The sequence below is a fragment of the Saccharopolyspora sp. 7B genome (assembly GCF_020177435.1).
Lineage (GTDB): Bacteria > Actinomycetota > Actinomycetes > Mycobacteriales > Pseudonocardiaceae > Saccharopolyspora_C > Saccharopolyspora_C gregorii.
This window is the reverse complement of sequence record NZ_JAIUKC010000120.1, coordinates 11,731-33,422: the sequence shown is the minus strand read 5'-3', so window position 1 is coordinate 33,422 and position 21,692 is coordinate 11,731. Positions and strand designations below refer to the sequence as shown.

23 protein-coding genes are annotated in these 21,692 nt (G+C 73.9%); 8 read left to right on the top strand and 15 right to left on the bottom strand.

All coding sequences use genetic code 11. The annotated features are described in order from the left end of the window. Positions 1–106 precede the first annotated feature (106 nt). Positions 107–1,264, bottom strand: a complete 1,158-nt coding sequence (locus LCD33_RS19320) for a methyltransferase domain-containing protein (RefSeq protein ID WP_224978120.1) — start codon at positions 1,262–1,264, stop codon at positions 107–109. Then, positions 1,261–1,386 carry a hypothetical protein gene (locus LCD33_RS28995; protein ID WP_255615648.1) on the bottom strand — a complete coding sequence of 42 codons (126 nt, stop codon included), beginning with the start codon at positions 1,384–1,386 and terminating at the stop codon, positions 1,261–1,263. Before LCD33_RS28995 ends, LCD33_RS19320 begins: the two co-directional genes overlap by 4 nt. A gap of 361 nt (positions 1,387–1,747) precedes the next feature. Here LCD33_RS28995 and LCD33_RS19315 point away from each other — a divergent pair, with 361 nt between their 5' ends. The 3 genes from LCD33_RS19315 (at position 1,748) to LCD33_RS19305 (ending at position 4,695) form a co-directional block, all read left to right on the top strand. Next, positions 1,748–2,434 (top strand): response regulator transcription factor, encoded by a 687-nt coding sequence (locus LCD33_RS19315; RefSeq protein ID WP_224968993.1) that lies wholly within the window; start codon positions 1,748–1,750, stop codon positions 2,432–2,434. Positions 2,435–2,442: 8 nt separating this feature from the next. Continuing rightward, a complete protein-coding gene (locus LCD33_RS19310) occupies positions 2,443–3,882 on the top strand; it encodes a cell wall metabolism sensor histidine kinase WalK (RefSeq protein WP_224963131.1) in 1,440 nt (479 codons plus the stop codon). 399 nt (positions 3,883–4,281) lie between these two features. Next, positions 4,282–4,695 carry a hypothetical protein gene (locus LCD33_RS19305; RefSeq protein ID WP_224963129.1) on the top strand — a complete coding sequence of 138 codons (414 nt, stop codon included), beginning with the start codon at positions 4,282–4,284 and terminating at the stop codon, positions 4,693–4,695. A gap of 42 nt (positions 4,696–4,737) precedes the next feature. Here the strand turns inward: LCD33_RS19305 and LCD33_RS19300 are convergent, their stop codons facing one another. Both LCD33_RS19300 and LCD33_RS19295 read right to left on the bottom strand, forming a co-directional pair. Then, positions 4,738–5,574, bottom strand: coding sequence for an SAM-dependent methyltransferase (locus tag LCD33_RS19300; RefSeq protein ID WP_224963128.1), 837 nt, complete (start codon positions 5,572–5,574; stop codon positions 4,738–4,740). A 171-nt stretch (positions 5,575–5,745) separates the two neighbouring features. Continuing rightward, positions 5,746–6,183 carry a MarR family winged helix-turn-helix transcriptional regulator gene (locus LCD33_RS19295; protein ID WP_224963126.1) on the bottom strand — a complete coding sequence of 146 codons (438 nt, stop codon included), beginning with the start codon at positions 6,181–6,183 and terminating at the stop codon, positions 5,746–5,748. A gap of 316 nt (positions 6,184–6,499) precedes the next feature. On the opposite strand from LCD33_RS19295, the gene LCD33_RS19290 reads away from it, so the two are divergent. Further along, positions 6,500–6,658 carry a hypothetical protein gene (locus LCD33_RS19290; RefSeq protein WP_224960302.1) on the top strand — a complete coding sequence of 53 codons (159 nt, stop codon included), beginning with the start codon at positions 6,500–6,502 and terminating at the stop codon, positions 6,656–6,658. A 70-nt stretch (positions 6,659–6,728) separates the two neighbouring features. Here the strand turns inward: LCD33_RS19290 and smpB are convergent, their stop codons facing one another. Next, positions 6,729–7,265, bottom strand: a complete 537-nt coding sequence (smpB, locus tag LCD33_RS19285) for an SsrA-binding protein SmpB (protein WP_224960301.1) — start codon at positions 7,263–7,265, stop codon at positions 6,729–6,731. A 147-nt stretch (positions 7,266–7,412) separates the two neighbouring features. On the opposite strand from smpB, the gene LCD33_RS19280 reads away from it, so the two are divergent. Further along, entirely contained in the window at positions 7,413–8,246 is an 834-nt protein-coding gene (locus LCD33_RS19280) for a hypothetical protein (protein ID WP_224960300.1), read from the top strand. 66 nt (positions 8,247–8,312) lie between these two features. Here the strand turns inward: LCD33_RS19280 and LCD33_RS19275 are convergent, their stop codons facing one another. Beyond that, positions 8,313–9,629, bottom strand: coding sequence for an O-acetylhomoserine aminocarboxypropyltransferase/cysteine synthase family protein (locus LCD33_RS19275; RefSeq protein WP_224960299.1), 1,317 nt, complete (start codon positions 9,627–9,629; stop codon positions 8,313–8,315). Further along, entirely contained in the window at positions 9,626–10,633 is a 1,008-nt protein-coding gene (locus LCD33_RS19270) for an isopenicillin N synthase family oxygenase (protein WP_224960297.1), read from the bottom strand. Before LCD33_RS19270 ends, LCD33_RS19275 begins: the two co-directional genes overlap by 4 nt. Before the next feature lie 185 nt (positions 10,634–10,818). On the opposite strand from LCD33_RS19270, the gene ykgO reads away from it, so the two are divergent. Together ykgO and LCD33_RS19260 are read left to right on the top strand one after the other, a co-directional pair. After that, positions 10,819–10,941 carry a type B 50S ribosomal protein L36 gene (ykgO, locus tag LCD33_RS19265; RefSeq protein ID WP_009943488.1) on the top strand — a complete coding sequence of 41 codons (123 nt, stop codon included), beginning with the start codon at positions 10,819–10,821 and terminating at the stop codon, positions 10,939–10,941. 180 nt (positions 10,942–11,121) lie between these two features. After that, on the top strand, positions 11,122–12,018 hold the full coding sequence (locus LCD33_RS19260; RefSeq protein ID WP_224960295.1) for an exonuclease domain-containing protein: 897 nt from the start codon (positions 11,122–11,124) through the stop codon (positions 12,016–12,018). 76 nt (positions 12,019–12,094) lie between these two features. Here the strand turns inward: LCD33_RS19260 and fahA are convergent, their stop codons facing one another. From fahA to LCD33_RS19220, 8 genes are all read right to left on the bottom strand, one after another. Continuing rightward, positions 12,095–13,267: a fumarylacetoacetase gene (gene fahA / locus LCD33_RS19255; protein WP_224967632.1), complete on the bottom strand. Its 1,173-nt coding sequence runs from the start codon at positions 13,265–13,267 to the stop codon at positions 12,095–12,097. Then, a complete protein-coding gene (locus LCD33_RS19250) occupies positions 13,264–14,118 on the bottom strand; it encodes a hypothetical protein (protein ID WP_374201765.1) in 855 nt (284 codons plus the stop codon). Before LCD33_RS19250 ends, fahA begins: the two co-directional genes overlap by 4 nt. Next, positions 14,115–15,314: a homogentisate 1,2-dioxygenase gene (locus tag LCD33_RS19245; RefSeq protein WP_224978119.1), complete on the bottom strand. Its 1,200-nt coding sequence runs from the start codon at positions 15,312–15,314 to the stop codon at positions 14,115–14,117. Before LCD33_RS19245 ends, LCD33_RS19250 begins: the two co-directional genes overlap by 4 nt. 132 nt (positions 15,315–15,446) lie before the next feature. Further along, entirely contained in the window at positions 15,447–16,772 is a 1,326-nt protein-coding gene (locus LCD33_RS19240) for an MFS transporter (protein WP_224960289.1), read from the bottom strand. Between the two features lie 27 nt (positions 16,773–16,799). Then, positions 16,800–18,215, bottom strand: coding sequence for an FAD-dependent oxidoreductase (locus tag LCD33_RS19235; RefSeq protein WP_304612908.1), 1,416 nt, complete (start codon positions 18,213–18,215; stop codon positions 16,800–16,802). Next, entirely contained in the window at positions 18,212–19,006 is a 795-nt protein-coding gene (locus LCD33_RS19230; RefSeq protein ID WP_224967630.1) for an SDR family NAD(P)-dependent oxidoreductase, read from the bottom strand. Before LCD33_RS19230 ends, LCD33_RS19235 begins: the two co-directional genes overlap by 4 nt. After that, the gene (locus tag LCD33_RS19225) at positions 18,999–19,826 is read right to left on the bottom strand and encodes an SDR family NAD(P)-dependent oxidoreductase (protein WP_224967626.1); all 828 of its coding nucleotides are present in this window, start codon (positions 19,824–19,826) and stop codon (positions 18,999–19,001) included. The genes LCD33_RS19230 and LCD33_RS19225 overlap by 8 nt, the downstream gene beginning before the upstream one ends. Positions 19,827–19,860: 34 nt before the next feature. Next, complete coding sequence (locus LCD33_RS19220) at positions 19,861–20,280, bottom strand: nuclear transport factor 2 family protein (protein WP_224967624.1); 420 nt, start codon at positions 20,278–20,280, stop codon at positions 19,861–19,863. Between the two features lie 99 nt (positions 20,281–20,379). On the opposite strand from LCD33_RS19220, the gene LCD33_RS19215 reads away from it, so the two are divergent. Next, a complete protein-coding gene (locus tag LCD33_RS19215; RefSeq protein WP_224967622.1) occupies positions 20,380–21,072 on the top strand; it encodes an IclR family transcriptional regulator in 693 nt (230 codons plus the stop codon). The last annotated feature ends 620 nt before the right edge of the window (positions 21,073–21,692 follow it).

Below are 21,692 nucleotides of genomic sequence, written 5' to 3'. Positions count from 1 at the left end.
CGCCCCCCCCGCCCCGCCCGCCCCCCGCGCGCCCCCCCCCCCCCCCCCCCCCCCCCCCGGGCGGGGCGGCCCCCCCCCCCCCCCCCCCCCCACCCGCGTCTCCAGCTCAGGTGGTGGGCGGCAGGGTGACGCGCTGCCGGTCCGGAGCGACGGTCCACTCCCACACGGGCAGCGGCGGGCGGCCGCGGTCGGTCCACCACCGGTAGGCCGCTTCGGCGGCGTCCCACAACCGGCGCGGCCCGTGCTGGCGCACCGCGTACCGGCCGTCCGCGGCCACGACGGCGGCCCACGACCCGGACAGCGGGTCGACCAGCCACGCCTCCCCCGGCCGGTCCGCGGTGCGCTCCCGCACCTCGTAGCGGCAGCCGGGCAGCGCGACCGCGATCGGCCACCGGTGGTCGTCGGCCAGCAGCGGCACCCACGGTGCCAGCTCGGTCCACGACGACTCGGCCGCCGCGTCGTCCCGCTCCGACGGGTCGAGCTCCGCCGGAACCTCCCGCGGCGATCGCAGGTCCATGAAGGACACCCCGAGGCCCGCGACCGCGTTCCCGCGCGCCGTGCCGTCCGCGCCGACGACGAACCGCACCAGCGGTCCGGTGGCCAGGTCGGCCCGCATCGGCGCGACGATCACCCCGCCCGGAACCGCGCTCCGCACCCAGGAGTACGGAAACCGTCCGATGTGGACGCCTGCGGTGACGGTGATCCGGTCGAAGCGCCGCGCACCGTCGATCGCGCTCGCCGCGTCGCCCTCGACCACCTCCACGCGGTCGTAGCCCGCCGCGCGCAGCCTCGCCCGCGCCCCGGCGGCGACCTCCGGGTCGATCTCCACGGTCGCCACCTCACCGGCCTCGCCCACGACCTCCGCGAGCAGCGCGGCGTTCCAGCCGGTGCCGGTCCCGATCTCCAGCACCGAATCCCCCGGCCGGGGTCCCAGCGCCCGCAGCATCCCCGCCACCACCGACGGCGCGGACGCGGAACTGGTGGGCCGATGACCGAGCTCGGGCCACACCGTCGCTCCGGCGTCGAACTGCGTCACCAGCGGACGGTCCGCGTACACCGCGGCCAGCCACCGTTCCGGAGCGCCGTCCCGGTTCAGCGCCACGTCCGCGACCGCCTCGTCCGGCCGGTACCAGAACCGCTCGGGGACGAACCACTCCCGCGCGGCGGCGAGGAAGGCAGGGCCGAACGCGGCGGGCAGCGCGCCCGCCGCGTCCAGCGCGGCGACGAGCCGGCCCGGCCCGTCCGGTGCGGCGACCTCGGTCACCGGAACCCCTGCTCGTAGTCCTTCGGGTCGATGTCGTCCGCGGTCTTGCCGGTCTGCCCGTCGCGGCCCACGTCGTGCTGCCCGCCGTCGGTGGCGCCGGTGTCCTTCTTCTCCGTGCCCATGGGACTCCTCCGCTCGTTCATGGTAGGAATCCGCGCGGTCGCGCGGAACCTCGTTCGCCCGCCCGCATCGAGAACGGCGTTGGGCGGGGACGACCGGGACGTGTTCGGCCGTCCCCCACTCCATCGGCATCCCGCGACGCGGACCGGTGCGAGTTCCTCCTGTCAGGGCACCGGAATGCTCCCCGCGGGTGATCACGGCCGCGTCCCGCAACCCGGTCGGCGGCGTCGCCACCGGGTCCCCCGGACCGGGCCTCGGGTCGGTCACCTGCGGAGCCGGGCCGGGTCGCACCCGCTCTCGGCGGCGGACCTGGCGGACGCGCCTAACCTGGGGCGGGAAGATCGGATCTAGGGCGGGGTGGGGATGGGTTCGAGCCTGCTGGTGGTGGACGACGAGCCGACCGTGCGGGAACTGCTGGCCGCGACGTTGCGCTTCGCCGGGTTCCGGGTGACGGCGGCCGCGACCGGGGCGGAGGCGCTGCGGGCGGCCGTGGACGAGCGGCCCGACCTGGTGCTGCTGGACGTGATGCTGCCGGACGCGGACGGGTTCGAGGTGCTGCGGCGGCTGCGGGAGGAACGCGGCGGGCAGGTGCCGGTGCTGTTCCTCACCGCCCGCGACGCCCCGCGGGACAAGGTGCGCGGCCTGACGCTGGGCGGCGACGACTACGTGACGAAGCCGTTCGACCCGGAGGAGCTGATCGCCCGGATCCACGCGGTGCTGCGCCGCTCCGGGCACGCGGCGACCTCCCGGGTGATGACCGTCGCGGACCTGGAGCTCGACCCGGACAGCCACCAGGTGCTGCGCGCCGAACAGCCGATCCGGTTGTCCCCCACCGAGTTCCGGCTGCTGACCTACCTGGTGCGCAACGCGGGCCAGGTGGTGTCGAAGCGGCAGATCCTCGACGAGGTGTGGCGGTACGACTTCGGCGGCGACCCGAGCATCGTCGACACCTACATCAGCTACCTGCGGCGCAAGGTGGACCGCACCGAGCCGAAGCTGATCCACACCGTGCACGGGGTGGGCTACGTGCTGCGCGGGCCGCGCTCGTGATCGCCCGGATGTCGTTGCGCGCCCGGGTGCTGCTGATCGCGGTGGGGCTGCTCGCGGCGGGCCTGGCGATCGGCGGCGCGGTGGTGATCGGCGCACTGGAGCGCAACCTCGTCGGCAAGCTGGACGCGCAGCTGGCGGCGACGGCGACCGCGGGCGCGAGGATCTTCCAGGTGCCGGACGCGGGGCTGCCCGGGCCGGGCACGGTGGTGGTGCGGGACAACTTCGCGCTGCCCGGTTCCACGACGTACGCGGCACGGCTGGGCGCGGGCGGCGCGGTCACCGAGCAGGAGTGGACCGGAGAGCGGTTGCCGGGCCCGGACCTCACCGGGCTCACCGCCACCGCAGGCCCGGTGGACGTGCCGAGCCGCGACGGCACCCAGCACTGGCGGTTGCTCGCGCAGCCCGGCCGGGACGAGCTGGTGGTCACCGCGCTCTCGCGCGCCGAGGTGGACGACACCGTCGCCCGGATGCGGGCGATCTCCGCGGGCACCGCCACGGCCCTGCTGGCGGTGCTCGCGCTGGCCGGGTGGTTCGCGGTGCGCGCCGGGTTGCGGCCGCTGCGCCGGATCGAGCGGACCTCGGCGGCCATCGCGGCGGGCGACCTCGGCAGCCGCGTCCCCGAATCGGCCGGACCGGACACCGAGGTCGGGCGGCTGTCGCGGGCGCTGAACGCGATGCTCGACCGCAACGAGGCCGCGTTCGCCGCCCGCGCCGAATCGGAGGCGCGGATGCGCCGCTTCGTCGCCGACGCCGGCCACGAGCTGCGCACCCCGCTGGCCGGGATCAAGGGGTTCAGCAAGCTGCACCGGATGGGCGCGGTGCCCGCGGGCGTGGACGCGATGTCCCGCATCGAGCGGGAATCCGACCGGCTGGAGCGGCTGGTGGACGACCTGCTGCTGCTGGCGCGGCTCGACGAACGGCTGCCGCTGCAGCTCGCCCCGATGGACCTGCGGACCCTCGCCGCCGACGCGCTGCACGACGTGCACGCGCTCGACCCGTCGCGGCCCGCCGAGCTGACCGGACCCGGCGGTGGCCCGCCCGCGGCCGCGCCCGCGCTGGCCGACGAGGAACGGTTGCGGCAGGTGGTCACCAACCTCGTCGGCAACGCCGTGCGGCACACCCCGGAGGGCACGCCGGTGCGCATCGGCGTCGGTTCGATCGACGGACGCGCCGTGCTGGAGGTCGCCGACGACGGGCCGGGACTCGCCCCGGAGGAAGCGGAGCGGGTGTTCCAGCGGTTCTACCGGTCCGACGGGTCGCGCAGCCGGGCCAGCGGCGGAGCCGGGCTGGGGCTGGCCATCGTGCGCTCGCTGGTGGAGGCGCACGACGGACGGGTCGAGCTGGCGACCGCGCCCGGGGCGGGCACCTGCTTCCGGGTCGTGCTGGACCGCGTCGAGATCTCCCCGGCGACCGGCGCGGAGGCCCCTCGGGCGGCCGACGCGGGGTGACCGCGGGACGAACCGGCCCCGGATTCCGCGCGAGCGCGCGATCCCCACCGCCGGGCCGACCCGTCCCGGACCGCGGTCGAGCGCGCGATCCCGCGCCGCCGGGCGAATCCGGACGGCTGCGAATCCGGACGGCTGCGGAACCGAGCATCCGGGCCATCGCGACGCGGCACGATCGAGGCCGAAGCCGCAGCAGGTCTTCACCGGTTCGCCGCCCGCGCCGCGGCCGGATCGGGTTCCTGGGAGTTCTCCGGGAGGATCGCGCGCCGCGGACCGTCCCGGTGATCGCGAGCTGCCGGAACGGTCCGCGGCTCCCAGGAACCTCTCAGAACCGCACCGGATTCACCGAGATCGGGCGGTCAACCTGAACGAGTCCGCAAGTTCACGAGGAGAGGAAATCCCATGCGGCTCAACACCTTCCGACGCACCGCCGCCATCGCCGCGCTGGCCTTGGCGCCCGCCCTGGCCATCGGCGCCGCCGCCCAGGCCACCACCGGCAGCGCCCCGTCGGCCGAGTCCGCCGCCACCGCCCAGCCGACCGCGCTCGACCGCTCCGCGGTGAACGAGCAGGCGCGCGACATCGTCGCCGAGCAGGGCGTCGTGCGGGAGCGCGGCGACGTGCAGACGCCCGACGGCGAGTTCGTCGTGTTCAAGGCGAACGCCGACGGCCTCCTGTGGGTCGTCGGCGCGGACACCGCGGTGCTGAAGGACGGGCAGCCGGTCGGCGCCGACGAGCTGCGCGACGGCGACCAGGTCACCGTCTCCGGCGTGCCGAACGGCGAGCACGCCGACGCCACCCGCGTCGAGATCGGCTGACCCGAGCCCGGCCGCGGAGGGCACGAGGGGTCCCTCCGCGGCCTAGGGCTTGCGGGCGACCGCGGCGAAGCAGACCGCGTTCTTCGGGTTGGCCGTGGCGAAGTCGTCCACGTCGGTGAGGTCGGAACGCCATTCCGAGGTGAACGCGACTCCCGGGTCCAGCAGCTCCCACCCGGTGAAGAACCGCCGGAACTCCAGCTCGTCGCGAGCGGTGAATCCCGGGTTCTGGGTGTCCTTGTAGGAGTCGATGAAGTCGAGGGTCTGCGACCGGACCGGTTCGGCGACGCCGTCGACGGTGGCGTGGCTGATGGCGAGCCGGCTGCCCGCGGGCAGCGCGTCCTTGTACCGCTCCAGCGCCGCCTCGGGGTGCTGCTCGCGGGGGATGAAGTGCAGCAGCGCCACGGCGAGGACCCCGACGGGCTTGGTGAGGTCGAGCAGTTCGCGGGTCGCGGCCGCGCCGAGGATCGCGTCGGGTTCCAGGAAGTCGCCCCGCACGACGGCCGTACCCGGCACGTCCTTGAGCAGCTCCTCGGTCTGCACGACCGCGACCGGCTCGTTGTCGGCGTAGACGACGCGGGCGTCCGGGTTGGTCCGGTGCGCGATCTCGTGCGTGTTGCCCGCGGTGGGCAGGCCGGAGCCGATGTCGAGGAACTGGTCGATGCCCTCCTCGGCCATGGTCTGCACGGCGCGGCGCAGGAAGGTGCGGTTCCAGCGCGCCACGTCGGCGATGTGCGGCAGCTTCTCCTTGGCCCTGGCGAAGAAGGCCCGGTCCGCCGCGAAGTTGTGGGCGCCGCCGAGGTAGGCGTCGTACACGCGGGCCGCGCTCGGCAGCTCCACGTCGACACCCAGCGCCCGCCACCTGTCCTGATCACCAGCCATTCACCCAAAGTAGTGATCTTGGTGGTCGACGACAACCTCCTCCCGCACGGGACGCGGCAGCCGGCCGTGCGGCGGGCGGGCTGTGGCCTGGGCAATCCCGGTCGGCGCGTAACGAACCTCACCAGCGACGACGGCGTTCCGGCCGAGCGCGCCAGGGATCGAGCGGTCCGCTCAGAGCAGGTCGGTCTCGCCCAGCCGGTGCAGCAGCCGGGCCAGTTCGGCGATGTCCGCCGGGTCCCAGCCGCCCAGCACCTCCCGCCACCGCCGCCGCTGCTCGGCGAGCTGTTCGCTGACCCGCACGCCGCCCTGCTCGGTGAGCACGACCAGCTTGGCGCGCGCGTCGACCGGGTCGGCCACCCGTTCGGCGAGCCCGATCCGCACCACCGCGTCGACCTGCCTGCTCACCGTGGACTTGTCCAGCGACAGCGCGGCCGCGATCGCCGACATGCGCTGCGCGCCCTCCTTCGCCAGCAGCACCACCAGCGGGTAGGCGGTCGGATCCAGCTTCGGGTGCACGTCCCGCGCGAGTTCGCGAGTGCGCAGCCTGCTGCGGCGCGTCAACGCGCGCAGCTCCTCCTCCAGCGCGGGCAGTTCGTCCTCGGATGACACCGGGTGCTCCTCCCGTAGCGGACCGCGCTCATGATCTCATCCGCCGGGCCGCGCGAGCGCGTCCGGAGATCGCGCGCCGGAACCCGCCTCCCCGCGTCCGGTGGCCGTCGCGGAGCAGGCATCCTGGGGTCGGCGCCCCCCCGCCGGGGGCGGCCCCCCCCCCCGCCCCCGCGGCGCGGGCGGCGGGGGGCCCCCCCCGGGGGCCCCCCCGCCCCCCCCCCCCCCCCGCGGGGGGGGGGCCGGGGGGGCCCCCCCCGGGGGGGGGCGCGCCCCCCCCGGGGGCCCCCCCGCCCCGAGCACGCCGAGGAGGCACGGCATGAGCGAGCCCGACCCGTTGACCGACCCGTCCCGCGACCCGAACCCGGGGGTCCCCGACCACGCCGCCCCCGAGGGCGCCGGCGTGGACCCGCTGATCGACCTGTCCCGCGACCCGAACCCCGGCGTGGCGGACCACGCGAAGCCGGACGAGGACTGACCTCGGGTCGTCACCGCGCCCGGGTGGCGGAACCGCGGACTGGGTTCCGCCGCCCGCCGCGGGGCGGGCCTCACGGGCTGTAGCGCAGCACCGGGTCGTCCGGTGGGCGGCGCCGGCCCTTCCCGTCGCGGCCGGGATGGCCCTTGAGCCGCCAGCCGATGCCGCGGGCCATCTCGCGCTCGGCGTCCCGAGCGGCGATGTCGCGGCGCTTGTCCCAGTTCTTCTTGCCGCGCGCCAGCGCCAGCTCCACCTTCACCCAGCCGTCGCTGAAGTACATCGACAGCGGGACCAGCGCGTGCCCGGCCTCCTTGGACTTGCCGGTGAGGGTGCGGATCTCCTTGGCGTGCAACAACATCTTGCGGGTGCGCCGCGGGGTGTGGTTGGTCCAGCTGCCGTGCCAGTACTCGGCGATGTGCAGGTTGCGCAGCCACACCTCCCCGTCGTCGACGGTGGCGAACGCCTCGGCGAGGGAGGCGCGCCCGAGCCGCAGGCTCTTCACCTCGGTGCCGACCAGGACGAGCCCGGCCTCGTAGGTGTCGAGGATCGTGAAGTGGTGCCGCGCCCGGCGATTCCTCGCGATCACCGAGCGGTCGCCGTGCTGGACCATGCCCCCGACTCTACGACCTCCGCCGGACGTCCCGCACCGAGCCGCCGCGATCATCCGTGCGGGTGATTCCGGTGCCGGGGCGGCGGAGATCGGCGGCGGAGCTGCTGAACTGTCCGGTGATCGAGTTCCGATTCCCGGAGGTCCCCGGTGCGACTGCCCCGCTGCCGCGACGTCGTCCTGCTCCTGCTGGTACCGGCGCTGCTCGCGCTCGGCGTCCCGCCCGCCGCCGCCGCGCCGCAGCGGAACGGATCGGAGTGCGCGCGCACCCTGGACTGCACGGCGCTGGAGCTGGACCGGCTGCCGCTGTCCGAACGGCTGGTGTTCGTCCGCGCCGTGCAGGACGAGATCGCCGCCGAGTACGTGCCTGGCTTCCGGCACTGGCGCAACATCGAGGGGATCATCCGGTTCTTCGCGGAGAACGGCTTCGGCGCCCCCGGCAGCTGGGTGTCCTACGTGGACGCGGGCATCCTGGAGGGGGTGGAGCGCGGAGCCGCCATCGCGCTGGGCCGTTCGGCGGACGACTTCGGCAATCCCGGGGCACCGCTGTGGGCCGACTACCTGCACCGCCTGCACCGCGGAGAGCTGGCGCAGCGGTGGGTGCACGACCCGGCGTGGAGCGCGGCCGAGCAGGCCTCCACCGAGCACGGGGTGCGGATCGCGCAGCGCCACGGCGCGGTCGCCAGCCGCGTGGACCAGCGGATCTTCGAGTTCTCCGAGCTCTACCGGTGGATGCTGCGCAACCCGCCCGCCGCGCTGCTCGCGTTGAACGAGGCGCTGGCCGGGAGCACGGGGATCCCGCTGGCCCCGGCCGACTTCCTGCGCTGGTTCACCGACGTCACCATCCCGGAACCGGCCTACCGCGGGGCGCACGTGGCCCGCGACGTGGCGCTGCCCGATCCGGTGGCCGCCCCGGTGAGCGCCCTGCGGCTGCTGCTCGCCTACGCGCCCGAACTCCTCGGCCCGGAGGCGGCGGCGCGCTAGGTCAGCGCACGGCGGCGACGACCTGAGCGCCACCGAGGCGCGGGTGGTCGACCACCTGCTCGTCGATCAGCCGTCCGCCGTCGCGGCGAGGGCGGTGGCGAGGTCGGCGATGAGGTCGGTGGCGGATTCGAGGCCGACGGAGAGCCGGACGAGGCCGGGGGTGACTCCGGCGGCGCGCTGCTGGTCCTCGTCGAGCTGGGCGTGCGTGGTGGACGCCGGGTGGATCACCAGGCTGCGCACGTCACCGATGTTCGCCAGGTGGCTGAACAGCCGCAGCGCGTCCACGAACCGCTTCCCCGCGGCCAGGCCACCGGCGAGTTCGAAGGCGAGCACGGCCCCGGCCCCGTCGGCGAGGTAGTGCTTCGCGGCGGCGTGCCACGGGCTCGACGGCAGCCCGGCGTAGTGCACCCGCGTCACCTCGGGCTGGTCGTCGAGCCAGCCGGCGATCGCGCGGGCGTTCGCGACGTGCCGTTCCATCCGCAGCGACAGCGTCTCCAGGCCGTGCAGCAGCAGGAACCCGTTGAACGGCGACACCGCGGGCCCGAGGTCGCGGACCAGCCGGGTGCGCACCCGCATCAGGTAGCCCAGCTCGCCGAACTCGGTGCCGAACACCAGGCCGTGGTAGCTCGGGTCGGGCGCGGTGAGCTGCGGCCAGCGCTCCGGGTCCGCGAAGTGGTCGAACCGGCCGGAGTCGACGATGATCCCGCCGACGCCGGTGCCGTGGCCGGAGAGGAACTTCGTGGTGGAGTGCACCACCACGTCCGCCCCGTGGTCGAGCGGGCGGCACAGGTACGGCGTCGCCACCGTGTTGTCCACGACCAGCGGTGCCCCGGCGGTGTGCGCGACGGAGGCGACGCCTTCGACGTCGAGCACGGCGCCGCTCGGGTTCGCGATCGTCTCCCCGTACAGCGCCCTGGTCCCGGGGCGCACCGCCTCCCGCCACTGGCCGAGGTCGTCCGGGTCGTCGACGAAGTCGACGGTGATGCCCAGGTCCGCGAAGGTGTGCGCGAACAGGTTGTGCGTCCCGCCGTAGAGCGCCGAGGACGCGACCACGTGATCACCGGCGCGCGCGATCGCGAGCAGCGCCAGCGCGGAGGCCGCCTGCCCGCTGGCGACCGCGACCGCGCCGATGCCGTTCTCCAGGTCGGCGATGCGCTGCTCCACGACGGAGTTCGTCGGGTTCGACAGCCTGCTGTAGGCGTGCGTGTCCAGGTCCTGCAGCGCGAACGCGGCGGCGGCGTGCTCGGCGTCGTCGAAGACGAACGACGTGGTCTGGTAGATCGGGGTGGCCCGCGCCCCGGTCGTCGGGTCCGGCCGAGCCCCGGCGTGCACCTGGCGGGTGTCGAACGCCCAGCGCGGTCCGGCTTCCAGCGGTCCGGTCATGATCGCGCCTCCAGCACGTCGGACCACCAGCGCCGCGCCACCTCGGGGTGCGAGCGCAGCCAGCCCAGCAGCGCCTTCTCCCCGTACGCGGCCAGCAGCGGGTTGTCCGGGTCGGCGCTGATCCCGCGGGCTTCCGCGGCGAGTTCGGCGGGCAGTTCGAGGGGTTCCACCACGGCGTCCAGCCGCGGCGCGAGGAAGAACGGCACCGAGTACCGGTCCACACCGGGTTCGGGGCTGCGCACCCGGTGCCGGGTGGCGGTGAGGTAGCCGCCGGTGGCGAGCTCCAGCAGTTCCCCGATGTTGACCACGAAGGTCCCGGGCACCGGGTCGGCGTCGATCCAGCCACCCGACTCGTCCTGCACCTGCAGTCCGGCGACCGAGTCCTGGTGCAGCAGCGCCAGGTAGCCGTAGTCCTTGTGCGCGCCGACACCTTGGCCGCGGTCGGCCGCGCCCGGGTAGTGCACCAGCTTGAGGTGGGTGCTGGCGTCCGCGTCGAACCAGGTGTCGAAGTGGTCCTCGGGCTGCCCGAGGGCGGCGGAGAGCGCGCGCAGCACTTCGCGGCCGACGCGCAGCACCTCGGCCTGCCAGGCGAGGACGACCTCCCGCAGTTCCGGCAGCGCGGCCGGCCACTGGTTCGGCCCGATCAGCCGCTGCCACGGCGGATCACCCGGCCCGGTCGGCACCGGCTCGCGCTCCGGGCCGATGTCGAGCTGTTCGCGCCGGTCCGGGGTGCCGCCGGTGAGCTCGTGACCGGTGGCGGTGTAGCCGCGGAACTGCGGGGAGCGCACGTTCTCGATCTCCCGGCGCTGTGCGACGGGCAGCGCGAAGAACCGGCGGGTGACCTCGAAGATCCCGGTCATGAGCTCCTCGGGCACGCCGTGCCCGGTGAGGTGGAAGAAGCCGACGTCGTGCGCGGCGCGGCGCAGCTCGGCCAGCAGCGGCTCCCGCTCGCGGGGGTCGCGGAACCGGGAGAGGTCGATCAGCGGGAGCGCGGTCTGGGTCATGGCGGCACCTCCGGTCGGCAGCGTAGGCCGCGAAGATCCGCCGATGGCGATCTTCCACGGCACGGGACCCGATCGGGGCACCGGTCGACACCTCCAGGCGAGGCCTAGGTGAAAACGATTATCGATATCGTCTAAGCTGGGTGCGCCATCGACGAACGTCGTGTTCCGCACCGCGAGGAGGACGGATGAAGGTCCGCGCATCGCTCAAGTCGCTCAAGGACAAGGACGGGTCCCAGGTCGTGCGCAGGCGCGGCAAGCTCTACGTGGTCAACAAGCGCAACCCCCGCTGGAAGGGCCGCCAGGGCTGACCGGTCGCCGGGATCCGCCGAACCGGGTCCCGGCGACGTTTTCCCCGTCACCGCAATGCCTTCTCCCGTCTCCCGCTTCCGAGCCACCTGTAACGTGAAGATCGACACGAACGCGATGCGGCTGCGCCATGGGAGAACCGGCTCGGCTCGAAGTCGCGGCGGGAGGCGAGGGGAACCGCCATGTCCTGGGGTTATGCGGTGATCGACGTCGAGACGACCGGCCTCCGACTCCGTTCGCGGCATCGCATCGCGGAGATCGCCGTCGTCCTGCTCGATCCGTCCGGAGCCGTGCAGGAGGAGTGGTGCACGCTGATCAACCCGCAGCGCGATCTGGGCCCGCAGCACGTGCACGGCATCAGTGCGGCCGATGCCAGGAACGCGCCGGTGTTCGCGGAGATCGCGCCGGAGTTGTCCCGGCTGTTCACCGGGCGAGTGCTGGTCGCGCACAACCTGAGCTTCGACCTCGGGTTCCTCGCGGAGGAATTCGACCGCCTCGGGTTCGACGTGGCGGAGAGCGCGCCCGCCGGACTGTGCACGATGCTGCTCGCCCACGACTTCCTTCGCCAGGACGAGTTCGACCTCGCGTCCTGCTGCGCCTCGACCGGGGTGCCGCTCGTGCACGCGCACGCCGCGTTGCACGACGCGCGGGCCGCCGCGGGCCTCCTCCGGCACTACCTGCGGACCGCCCCCGGAGACGCCCGATGGCGGGAGGCGGAACGGCTCGCGCGGACCTCCCGGTGGCCTGCCCCGACCGGCCCCGTGGCGGTACCGGTGCACCGATCCGCGGCGGCCGCGAACGCGATGCCGGTGCCACCGCTGACCGTCGACATCCGCTTGGCACCGCGAGATTCCGTCGTGTTCACCGGCGAGACGAGCGCGCCTCGCGAGCAGTGGATCGACCGCGCGGAACGAGCCGAGCTCACCGTGCGGGCCTACGTCACCAAGAAGACCCGACTGCTGATCGCGGCGGACGCGGATTCGCAGTCCCGAAAGGCCGAGACCGCCCGCAAGTACGGGATACCGATCGTCACCGAGCACGGATTCTCGCAGCTGCTCGCCGGACTGGACCGCCGCTGACGAAACCGCTCCAGAGCGTCCCGTTCGACCGTTCGATCAGGTCGAACGGGACGCTCCTCCGCGAATGCCCCGCCGGTCAGGGGCGGGCGGGGAGGATGCGGCCGGTGGCTTCGCCGAAGGCGAGGCGGGTGCCGGACGCGGTGGGTGCGGTGGCGGTGAGGACGACCTCGTCGCCGTCCTCCAGGAACGTCCGCGGCTCGCCGCCGACCCGCACCGGTTCCGCGCCGCCCCAGGTGAGTTCGATGAACGCGCCCCGTTCCTCCTTGCCGGGCCCGGAGATGGTGCCGGAGGCGAACAGGTCGCCGGGGCGGCAGCTCGCGCCGTTCACGGTGAGGTGCGCGAGCATCTGCGCCGGGGACCAGTACATCTCGCGGTATGGCGGGCGGCTGACCTCCTCGCCGTTCCACCGCACGCTGAACTCGACGTCCAGGCCCCACGGATCGTCCTCCCGCAGGTACGGCAGCGGCTCCGGGTCCTGCACCGGGGTCGGCACCCGGGCGGCGCGCAGCGCGGCCAGCGGCACCACCCACGGCGAGATCGAGGTGGCGAAGCTCTTGCCGAGGAACGGGCCGAGTGGCACGTACTCCCAGGCCTGCAGGTCGCGGGCGGACCAGTCGTTGACCAGCACCGCGCCGAACACGTGTTCCTCGAACGCGGACACCGGGACCCGCTCGCCCAGCCGCGATCCGGTGCCGACGACGAAGCCGAGCTCGGCCTCGATGTCCAGCCTCCTGCTGGGCCCGTAGCTCGGGGCGGCCTCGTCCGGCGCCTTGCGCTGCCCGCTGGGCCGCACGATCGGCGTGCCGGAGGGGACGACGGTGCCCGCGCGGCCGTGGTAGCCGACGGGCAGGTGCTTCCAGTTCGGCAGCAGCGGTGCCGCTTCCGGCCGGAACAACCGGCCGAGGTTGGACGCGTGGTGCTCGGAGGCGTAGAAGTCCACGTAGTCGCCCACGTCGAACGGCAGGTGCATCGTCACCTCCGCCACCGGGTGCACGGCGATGTCGGGCACGTCGCCATCGACGAGCGCGGTGATCCGGGCGCGCACCTCGTCCCAGCACTCCTTGCCGCGAGCCAGGAACGGGTTCAGCGAGGGCACGGCGAACAGCGGGTCGTCCAGCGCCGCCGCCAGGTCGATCACCCGGTCGGCGAGCCGGACGCCGACGCGGGGCGTCGTGCCGGGCGTGCTGAACACGCCGTAGGGCAGGTTCTCCCGGCCGTAGCCGGAATCGGCGGGCACGTCGATGATCACGAGTCGGCTCCTGGGTGGTTCGCGGGCAGGTCGGTGGCCAGGTGGCCGGGCAGCAGGCCGAGCGCGGCGAGTTCGGCGAGCGGTTCGGCCACGCTGCAGGTGCCGAAGGAGGTGAACCGGGCGCGCAGCTCCCGCGTCCGCTCCTCCCCCAGCGCGGCGACGCGGGCGGCGATCCCGGGCGCGTCCCGGTCGGCGAGCACGGCGGCGAGGTCGGCGACCGAGCCACCGCGCAGCGCGGCGTCCACGGCGAGCAGGATGTTCAGGAACCCGTGCTCCTCGAACCCGCGGCTGCCGCGCACCGCGTGGTGCAGCCCGGCGGTGGCCTTGAACGGGACGTCGAGGCGCACCACCTCGTGCACCGCGGCGGCCAGCTCCTCCTCGCCGGGATGCAGGTCGGCGCGCACCCCGCCGGTGCGGAACTTCGCCCGGCAGCCGAGCGGCCCGAGCGCGGCCAGCACCGCGGCGCGGCGGTCGTCCCGGGGCACCTCCACGAACACCTCGGCGTCGGTGCTCCCCCGGATCCGGCGCAGGGCCTCGGGTAGCTCGCCCGGGTCGAGGTCCGGCAGCGGGATCTCCAGCGCCCGCAACGGGAAACCACCCAGTTCGGCGAGCGCGGCCGGCACGGCGGCGGGTCCAGCGGGCACCGTCACCGCCAGCGGCGCGGTCCCCGCCGGGTCGGCCGCGCGCAGCTCGGCGAGCGCGGGCGCGGCCACGACCAGCGGCCCCACCGCCGCCGAGTGCGCGGCGGTGCGGTGCGCGGCGTGCGCCCGCACGGCCTGCGGCAGCGGCAGCAGGCCGGGCGGGAACATCGCCGCGTCGTCGAGCAGCCCGGCGACCAGCGGGGGCGTCACGACCGCGGCCCCCGTCCCGCCCAGGTCCAGGCGTACTGCCCGTCGTCGCAGGCCAGCCCGCCTTCGCCGAGTTCCAGCGGCCGGAAGGTGTCGACCATGACGGCGAGCTCGTCGAAGAACTCCACGCCGATGCTGCGCTCGTAGGCACCGGGCTGGGGTCCGTGCGAATGCCCGCCGGGGTGCACCGACACCGAGCCCTGCCCGATGCCGGATCCCTTGCGCGCCTCGTAGTTCCCGCCGCAGTAGAACATGATCTCGTCGCTGTCGACGTTGGAGTGGTAGTACGGCACCGGGATGGACAGCGGGTGGTAGTCCACCTTGCGCGGGACGAAGTTGCAGATCACGAAGTTCTCGCCCTCGAACGCCTGGTGCACCGGCGGCGGCTGGTGCACCCGCCCGGTGATCGGTTCGAAGTCGTGCACGCTGAAGGTGAGCGGGTACAGGCAGCCGTCCCAGCCGACCACGTCGAACGGGTGCTGCGGGTACACGAGCCGGGTGCCGACGATGCCGGTGGACCCGCGGTGCTTGAGCAGCACCTCCACGTCGGTACCCTCGCGCAGCAGCGGTTCGGCGGGCCCGTGCAGGTCCCGTTCGCAGTAGGGAGCGTGCTCCAGCAGCTGCCCGAACCGGGACAGGTAGCGCTTCGGCGGGGCGATGTGCCCGCCGCCCTCGATCGCGTAGGCGCGCAGCGGCTCGTCGCCGTGCGGCACCCAGCGGTGCGTGGTGGCGCGCGGGATCAGCACGTAGTCGCCGGAGGTCGCCTCCAGCGCCCCGAACACCGTCTCGACGGTCGCCGAACCCGATTCGATGTAGACGATCTCGTCGCCGATCCCGTTGCGGTACAACGGGGATTTCCGCTCGGCGACCACGTAGGAGATCCGCACGTCGGCGTTGCCGAGCACCAGCCTGCGCCCGGTGACCACGTCGGCGGCGGCCGCGGCCTCCGCGGTGAACAGGTCGTGCAGCTTCAGGTGCCGCGGGGTGAGCGGGTGGTTCGGGGTGGTCGTCTGGTCCGGGAGCTCCCACACCTGCGAATCGACGATCGCCGAGGGCAGGTTCCGGTGGTAGAGCAGCGAGGAGTCCGCGGAGAAGCCCTCCTCGCCCATCAGCTCCTCGAAGTGCAGCGCGCCCTGCTCGTCGCGGTGCTGGGTGTGCCGCTTCGGCGGGACGTCACCGAGTCGCCGGTAGTGCGCCATCGTTCTCGCCTCCTGTCCGCGGTGCCGGTCGGGCACCGCCGCGTGCTGCCATCCCGTCCGCGGTGGCGGACCGGGGCGAGGTCATTGCACCGATCAGACCCGCGCCGCACCACCGCCGAAAGCGCGAGCGGCTCACTCCGCCGCTCCCGCCGGTACCACCGTCCTGGCCGCCTCGTCCCGAGGCACGCGCACCGCCAGCAGCAGCACCGCGCACACCACGAGGCAGCCGATCGGGAAGTAGAGCCCGAGCGACACGTTCCCCTCACCGGCGTTGATCCCGATGACGTACGGACCGAGGAACCCGCCGAGCGCGGCGATCGAGTTGATCGCGGCGAGCCCCACCGCGGTGTGCTCGCGGGACAGCACGCGCGCGGCCATCGCCCAGTACGGCGCCATGTAGCCGAGCACCCCGACGGCCACCATCGACAGGCACACCAGCGCGGGCACCGGGTCCTGCCGGAACCAGATGGTGCCCGCCAGCCCGGCCGCGGCCAGCAGCATCAGCGCCACCACGTGCCCGCGCCGCTCCCCGGTGCGGTCGGAGTTGCGGGCCACCAGCAGCATCCCGACCGCGCCGACCAGGAACGGCACCGCGCCGAGCACTCCGATGTTGGTGGCCGAGTAGGACGGGTCGAGCTGGCTGATGATCTGCGGCAGGAAGAAGGTGAAGCCGTAGAGCCCGCAGGCCGCGAACAGGTTCGCCACCGCCAGGTACAGCACCTTGCGGTCCTTGAGGATCCGCAGCTGGCCCAGGAACGTCTCGGGTTCCTCGGACCGGTACTCGGCGCTGATCTCGCGTTCCAGCCAGGCGGATTCGGCCTTGGTGAGGAACCGGGCCTGGCTGGGCAGGTTCGGCAGGTACAGCAGGGTGAGCGCGCCGAGCAGCAGCGCGGGCGCGCCCTGCAGGATGAACACCCAGCGCCAGCCGCTGAGCCCGAACCACTGCACGTGGTCCAGGATGAACCCGCCGGTGAGGCTGCCCAGCACCATCGCGATCGGCTGTGCCAGCGCGAGCGCGGCGATGGCCCGGCCGCGTTCCCCGGTGCGGAACCACATGGTCATGTACAGCAGCAGCCCCGGGAAGAGCCCGGCTTCGGCGATGCCGAGCAGGATGCGGGCGCCGTAGAGCTGCGGCACGTTCTGCACGAACCCGGTGAGCACGGTGACCAGGCCCCAGGTGATGGCGATGCGCGCCAGCCACAGTCGCGCCCCCACCCGCTTCATGATCATGTTGCTGGGGATCTCGAACAGCACGTACACCAGGAAGAAGATCGACGCGGCGACGCCGAAGGTCGCGGTGGTGATGGCGAGCTCGTGCTGCATGCCGAGCTGCGCGTAGCTGATGTTGGCCCGGTCCATGTAGTTGAACACGTACAGCAGGCCCACGATCGGCAGGATGCGGGACGAGACCTTCCGGACCGTCCTCCTGCCGAGTTCGCCGTCGGCGGCGTCGGACATGGCGTTTCTCCTCGACGTTGAGCAGAGTCAGGCGGCGCGGCGCGCGGCGGACAGCCCGGCGGCGCGGCCCATGGTGATGGCGTTGGCGACGGCGTTGCCGCCGCCGACGTAGCGGGCGCCGAGCACCCCGGCCCCGGCCTCCCCGGCGGCGAACAGACCCGGCACCCGGCTCCCGCGCTCGTCGAGCACGGCGGCGGTGGCGTCGATCTCCAGCCCGGCGTGGGTGCAGACCAGTTCGGCGGGCAGCGTGCGCACCGCGTAGAACGGTCCCTCGCCGATCGGGTCCGGTGCGGCGGTGGATCCCTTGGCGCGCAAGGTCTCGTGCCTGCCGAAGTCGGCGTCGGCGCCGTGCGGCAGCTGGTCGTTCCAGCGCGCCACTTCGGCGGTGAGCGCCGCGGCGGGCACCCCGATCAGCTCGGCGAGCTCCGGCAGCGTCGCGGCGCGCGCGGTGCGACCGGCTTCGGCCTCGCGCAGCACCACCGCCGCGTCCCAGTGCGCGTAGCCGGGCGGCAGCGCGCGGCGGGCCCGCTCGTCGAACACCGCCCACACCGGCCCGGGCTGGGCGTCGATGATGCCGGTGGACACCGCGTAGGAGGCGTCCTCGTCCATGAAGCGGCGGCCGCGGGCGTTGACGTGGATGCGGGACTTCGGCGGGAAACCGGACTGCCAGTGGTGCAGCCGCTGGAAGTAGGCGGTGGGCAGCATCAGCCCCCAGCCGTCCCCGGCGAGCGCGGCGCCGACCTGCGCGCCGAACCGCAGGTGGTCGCCGCGGCTGCCGTCGGCGGCGACGACGAACAGGTCCTCGCCGGCGCGGGCCGCGGCCGGGTAGTGCCGGGCCAGCAGCTCCGGGTCGCGGGCGAGGCCACCGCTGGCGATCACGACCGCGTCCGCGTCGACCTCGACGTCGTCGGCGACGACGCCGGACACCCGGTCGCCGGTGGTGCGCAACCGCTGCACCCGGGTGCCGAGCACCGCTTCCACCCGGTGCGCGCGGCGGGCCTTGTCCAGCACCCGCACCAGGCCGTAGCCCTGGTCCTTCGGCACGTGCCCGCGCCACACGTCCTCCACGCCCGCCCGGCACAGCCCGGGGGTGTGCGCGTCGCCGGAGATCGCGGCGGGGACCTCCACGCCGAGCCCGATCAGCCACTCCAGCGCGGCCCCGGCCCGGTCGCAGAACCCGCGGACCAGGCCGGGCCGCAGCAACCACTGGTTGAGGTCCATGTAGTGCTGGAAGAACGCCTGCGGCGAGTCCTCGACGCCGAGCCCCCGCTGCACGGACGTCCCGGCGGCGGTGAACATGCCCGCGGACAGCTGCGTGGAGCCGCCGAGCTCCCGCTCCGATTCGAACAGCAGCACCGCGGCGCCGCGTTCGGCCGCCGACACGGCCGCGGCCAGCCCGGCCCCGCCCCCGCCGACGACGATCACGTCGTAGTGCTCGGTCATGGCAGGTCTCCCCCGCTGTCGGCGAGGATCCGGTGGTACAGCCCGTTGGACACCAGCCCACCGTCCACCGTCATCTCGCTGCCGGTCAGGTACGCGGAGCGGTCCGAGAGCAGGAACAGCACCGCTTCGGTGATCTCCTCGGGGGTGCCGGTGCGCCCGGCGGGGATGCTGGCGACCGCGGAGGTCACGAACGCGTCGGCGCCGTCGAGCAGCGCGGTGCCGACCAGTCCCGGGTGCACCGAGTTGACCCGGATGTCCCAGCGGGCGAAGTCCCCGGCCGCCGACTTCGACAGCCCGGTCAGGCCCCACTTGCTCGCCGAGTACGACGGGGAGAAGTAGCCGATCTGCCCGGAGATCGAGGAGATGTTCACGATCGATCCGCCGCCGGAGTCGCGCATCAGCCCGGCGACGGCCTGCATCCCGTGGAACGGGCCGTGCAGGTTCACCCGCAATACCTGTTCCCACACCTCGGCGGTGGTCTCGGTGAAGCGCAGCCGCCGCGAGATGCCGGCGTTGTTCACCAGCCCGCCGAGCTCGCCGCGGCCGTCGCGGATCTCGGCGACGACGCGCGTCCAGGCCGCCGGGTCGGTGACGTCCAGCTCGTGCGCGGAGGCCGAGCCGCCCGCGGCGGCGATCTCGGCGGTGACCTCGCCGGGATCGGCCACGTCGGCGAGGCACACGTGCACGCCCCGGCGGCCCAGCGCCCGCGCGTGCGCGGCGCCCATGCCCCCGGCGGCACCGGTGATGAGCACGACCCCGGGGTAGCCGACGCGCTCGACGGCCTCAGACATGCCGGGACCCGCCGTCCACGGCGATGCTGTGCCCGGTGATGTAGCGGGCGCTGTCGGAGAGCAGGAACAGCAGCGCGCCGAACACCTCCTCCGGCGAGCCGATCCGGTGCAGCGGCACGGTGTCCACGGCGTGGCGCAGCGCCACCGGGTCCTCCTTGACCCAGCGGGTCATGTCGGTGTCGATGTAGCCGGGGGCGATGGCGTTGACCCGGATGCCGTGGTCGCCGAACTCGACGGCGAGCGATTCGGTCAGGTGCGCCACCGCGGCCTTCGACGTGCAGTAGGCGCCGCGCCCGCGCCGGACCCGGGTCGCCGACACCGAGGACATGTTCACGATCGCACCGCCGGGCCCGAGGTGCCGGGCCGCGGCCTGCGCGCCGTAGAGCACGCCTTCGACGTTGACGCGCAGCACACCGCCGAGCTGGTCCGGGCTGATCTCCGCGGCGGGGGCGAACGGGAAGATCCCGGCGTTGTTGACCCAGTGGTCGAGCCTGCCGAACTCGGCGAGGGCGGTGGCGGCGAGCCGGTCGTGCTGTTCGGCCGACGTCACGTCCACCGCGGTGCCGACTACCCGCCCCGGTTCGTCCACTGTGGACTTCAACGCGTCGTTGATCTCGTCCGCGGTGGCGAACATCCGCTCGCCGTCGAGGTCGCCGCCGACGACGTGCACCCCGCGGGCGGCGAGGCCGCGCGCGAAGACCGCGCCCATGCCGCGGGCCGCGCCGGTGATCACCGCGACCTTGCCGGGCAGGTCCGGGTAGTGCGCGCCGATCGGCCGGTGCAGCGCACCGCCGGGGCCGTTTCCGTCCGAAGTGGACATGCGTTCTCTCCTCGCCTGGCTGGGTTTGCGTGGTTCACCGCGCGTCGTCGCGGCGCACCTCGCGGCGGCGGACCCGCCACGTCCCGCCGTCGGCGACGAGCTCGTCGGTGAACGTGGTCATCCGCAGCAGCCGGGATTCGCCCGCGGCGGTGCGCACGATCTGCAGGTAGCCGTGCACGGTGAGCGCCCCGGGTCCGGCCGGTTCGGCGACCAGGTTGGTGATCACGTGCCGGGTGCGGGCGCCCGCGTCGCGGTCGGCGGCGGCGAAGCGCTCGGCGAACTCGACGAGGGCGGTGGTGCCGATGGCGGGTTCCGGGTAGCTGGGCGAGCGGAACTCGCCGTTGGGGGTGAACGTCGCGGCCCACCCGGCGGCGCGACCCTCGTCGATGTGCCTGCTCTGCGCGCCGTAGAGCTGGTGGACGTGCGCGAGCACGTCGGCGCCGATCGGCTGCACGAACCCTCCATCGATGTGCTATTATCGCACACAGCGTGCGATTAATTGGTACTGTAAGCGGGCTCACGCACCGCGTCAACACTGCGCAGGAGGAACCCGATGTCCGAGACCGGTGCGGTCGAGCTCGACTCCGGGATGTCGAAGACGCTGCACAACGGGCTGCGGATCCTGGAAGTCCTCGCCGAGGAGCCGCGCGGGCTCACCCTCGGCGAACTCGCCGAACGCGTCGGCGTGCACCGCACCGTCGCGCACCGCCTGGTGCGCACCCTCGAAGCGCACCGGCTGTGCCGCCGCGACGACGTCAAGCGCATCTCGCTCGGGACCGGGCTGGTGCAGCTGAGCGAACCCGTCGAGCAGGACCTGCGGACGCTGGCCCGGCCCGTGCTCGACGAGCTCACCGAACGCACCCGGGCCACCGCGCACCTCGTGGTGCAGGAGGACGAGCACCAGGTGCGGATGCTGATGATCGTCGAGCCGCGACGCGCGCGGATGCACGTGTCGTTCCGGCCCGGTCAGGTCGATCCGATCGACCGCGGCTCGGCGGGCCTCGCGCTGCTGGCCGCCGCACCCCCGCGCGCGGGCGAACGGGACGCGGTGCGGGAGACCCGCGAACGCGGATTCGCCGTGTCGCACGGGGAGATCGCACCGTCGGTCACCGGGATCTCGGCGCTCGTGCCGGGCACCGAACGGCCGGTCAGCCTCGGGCTGTCGCTGTTCGAGGTGGACGACGTGCAGGAGCTCGGCGGGATCGTCCTCGACGCGGCGCACCGCCTCGGCGCCCTGCTGCGCTGACCCGCGCGGCACGACGCCCCGCCCGCGGGAACGCCTGGCCGGGGAGCTCGATCCGCCGGATCAGCACTCGCACGGCGGATCTTCTCCGCCTGTCAGCGGCGAAGCCGCTGAGCTGACGACCACGCCCGCAAGCCGACCACCCGCGTGTTCTCAGCGCTGTCCTCGCGGGGACAGCGTTTTCTCCTGTGGTGGAGTCACAGGAGAAAACGATTCCGCAGCGAGGGAACCACCCGGGTTCCGCCACCCGCTCCCCAGAAGCAGGGGTCACGGCCTGCGGATTCAGAAGTGCGGCACTGGTTTTCCGGTGGTGGCTCGAGATTCGAGCTCCCGGTGGGATGAGGTCCGCAACTCGATCGAACTGATGCGTCGACCGGCATATTCCCATGCTGCGGGAACCGGAACCGGCCGGCGCTGATCGGATGAGCCCGCGGCACACCCCGGACGCACGAACGCCGGGGCGGCCCCCCGGTCCTCGACCGGACGGGCACCACCCCGGCGCCGACGTGCGTCCGCTCCTCCACCGCGGCGGAGCCCGTCGAGCCGGCGGCGCGCCGCGCGGCGGGGGGGGGGGGGGGGGGGGGGGGGGGGGGGGGGGGGGGGGGGGGGCGGCCCGGCCGGGC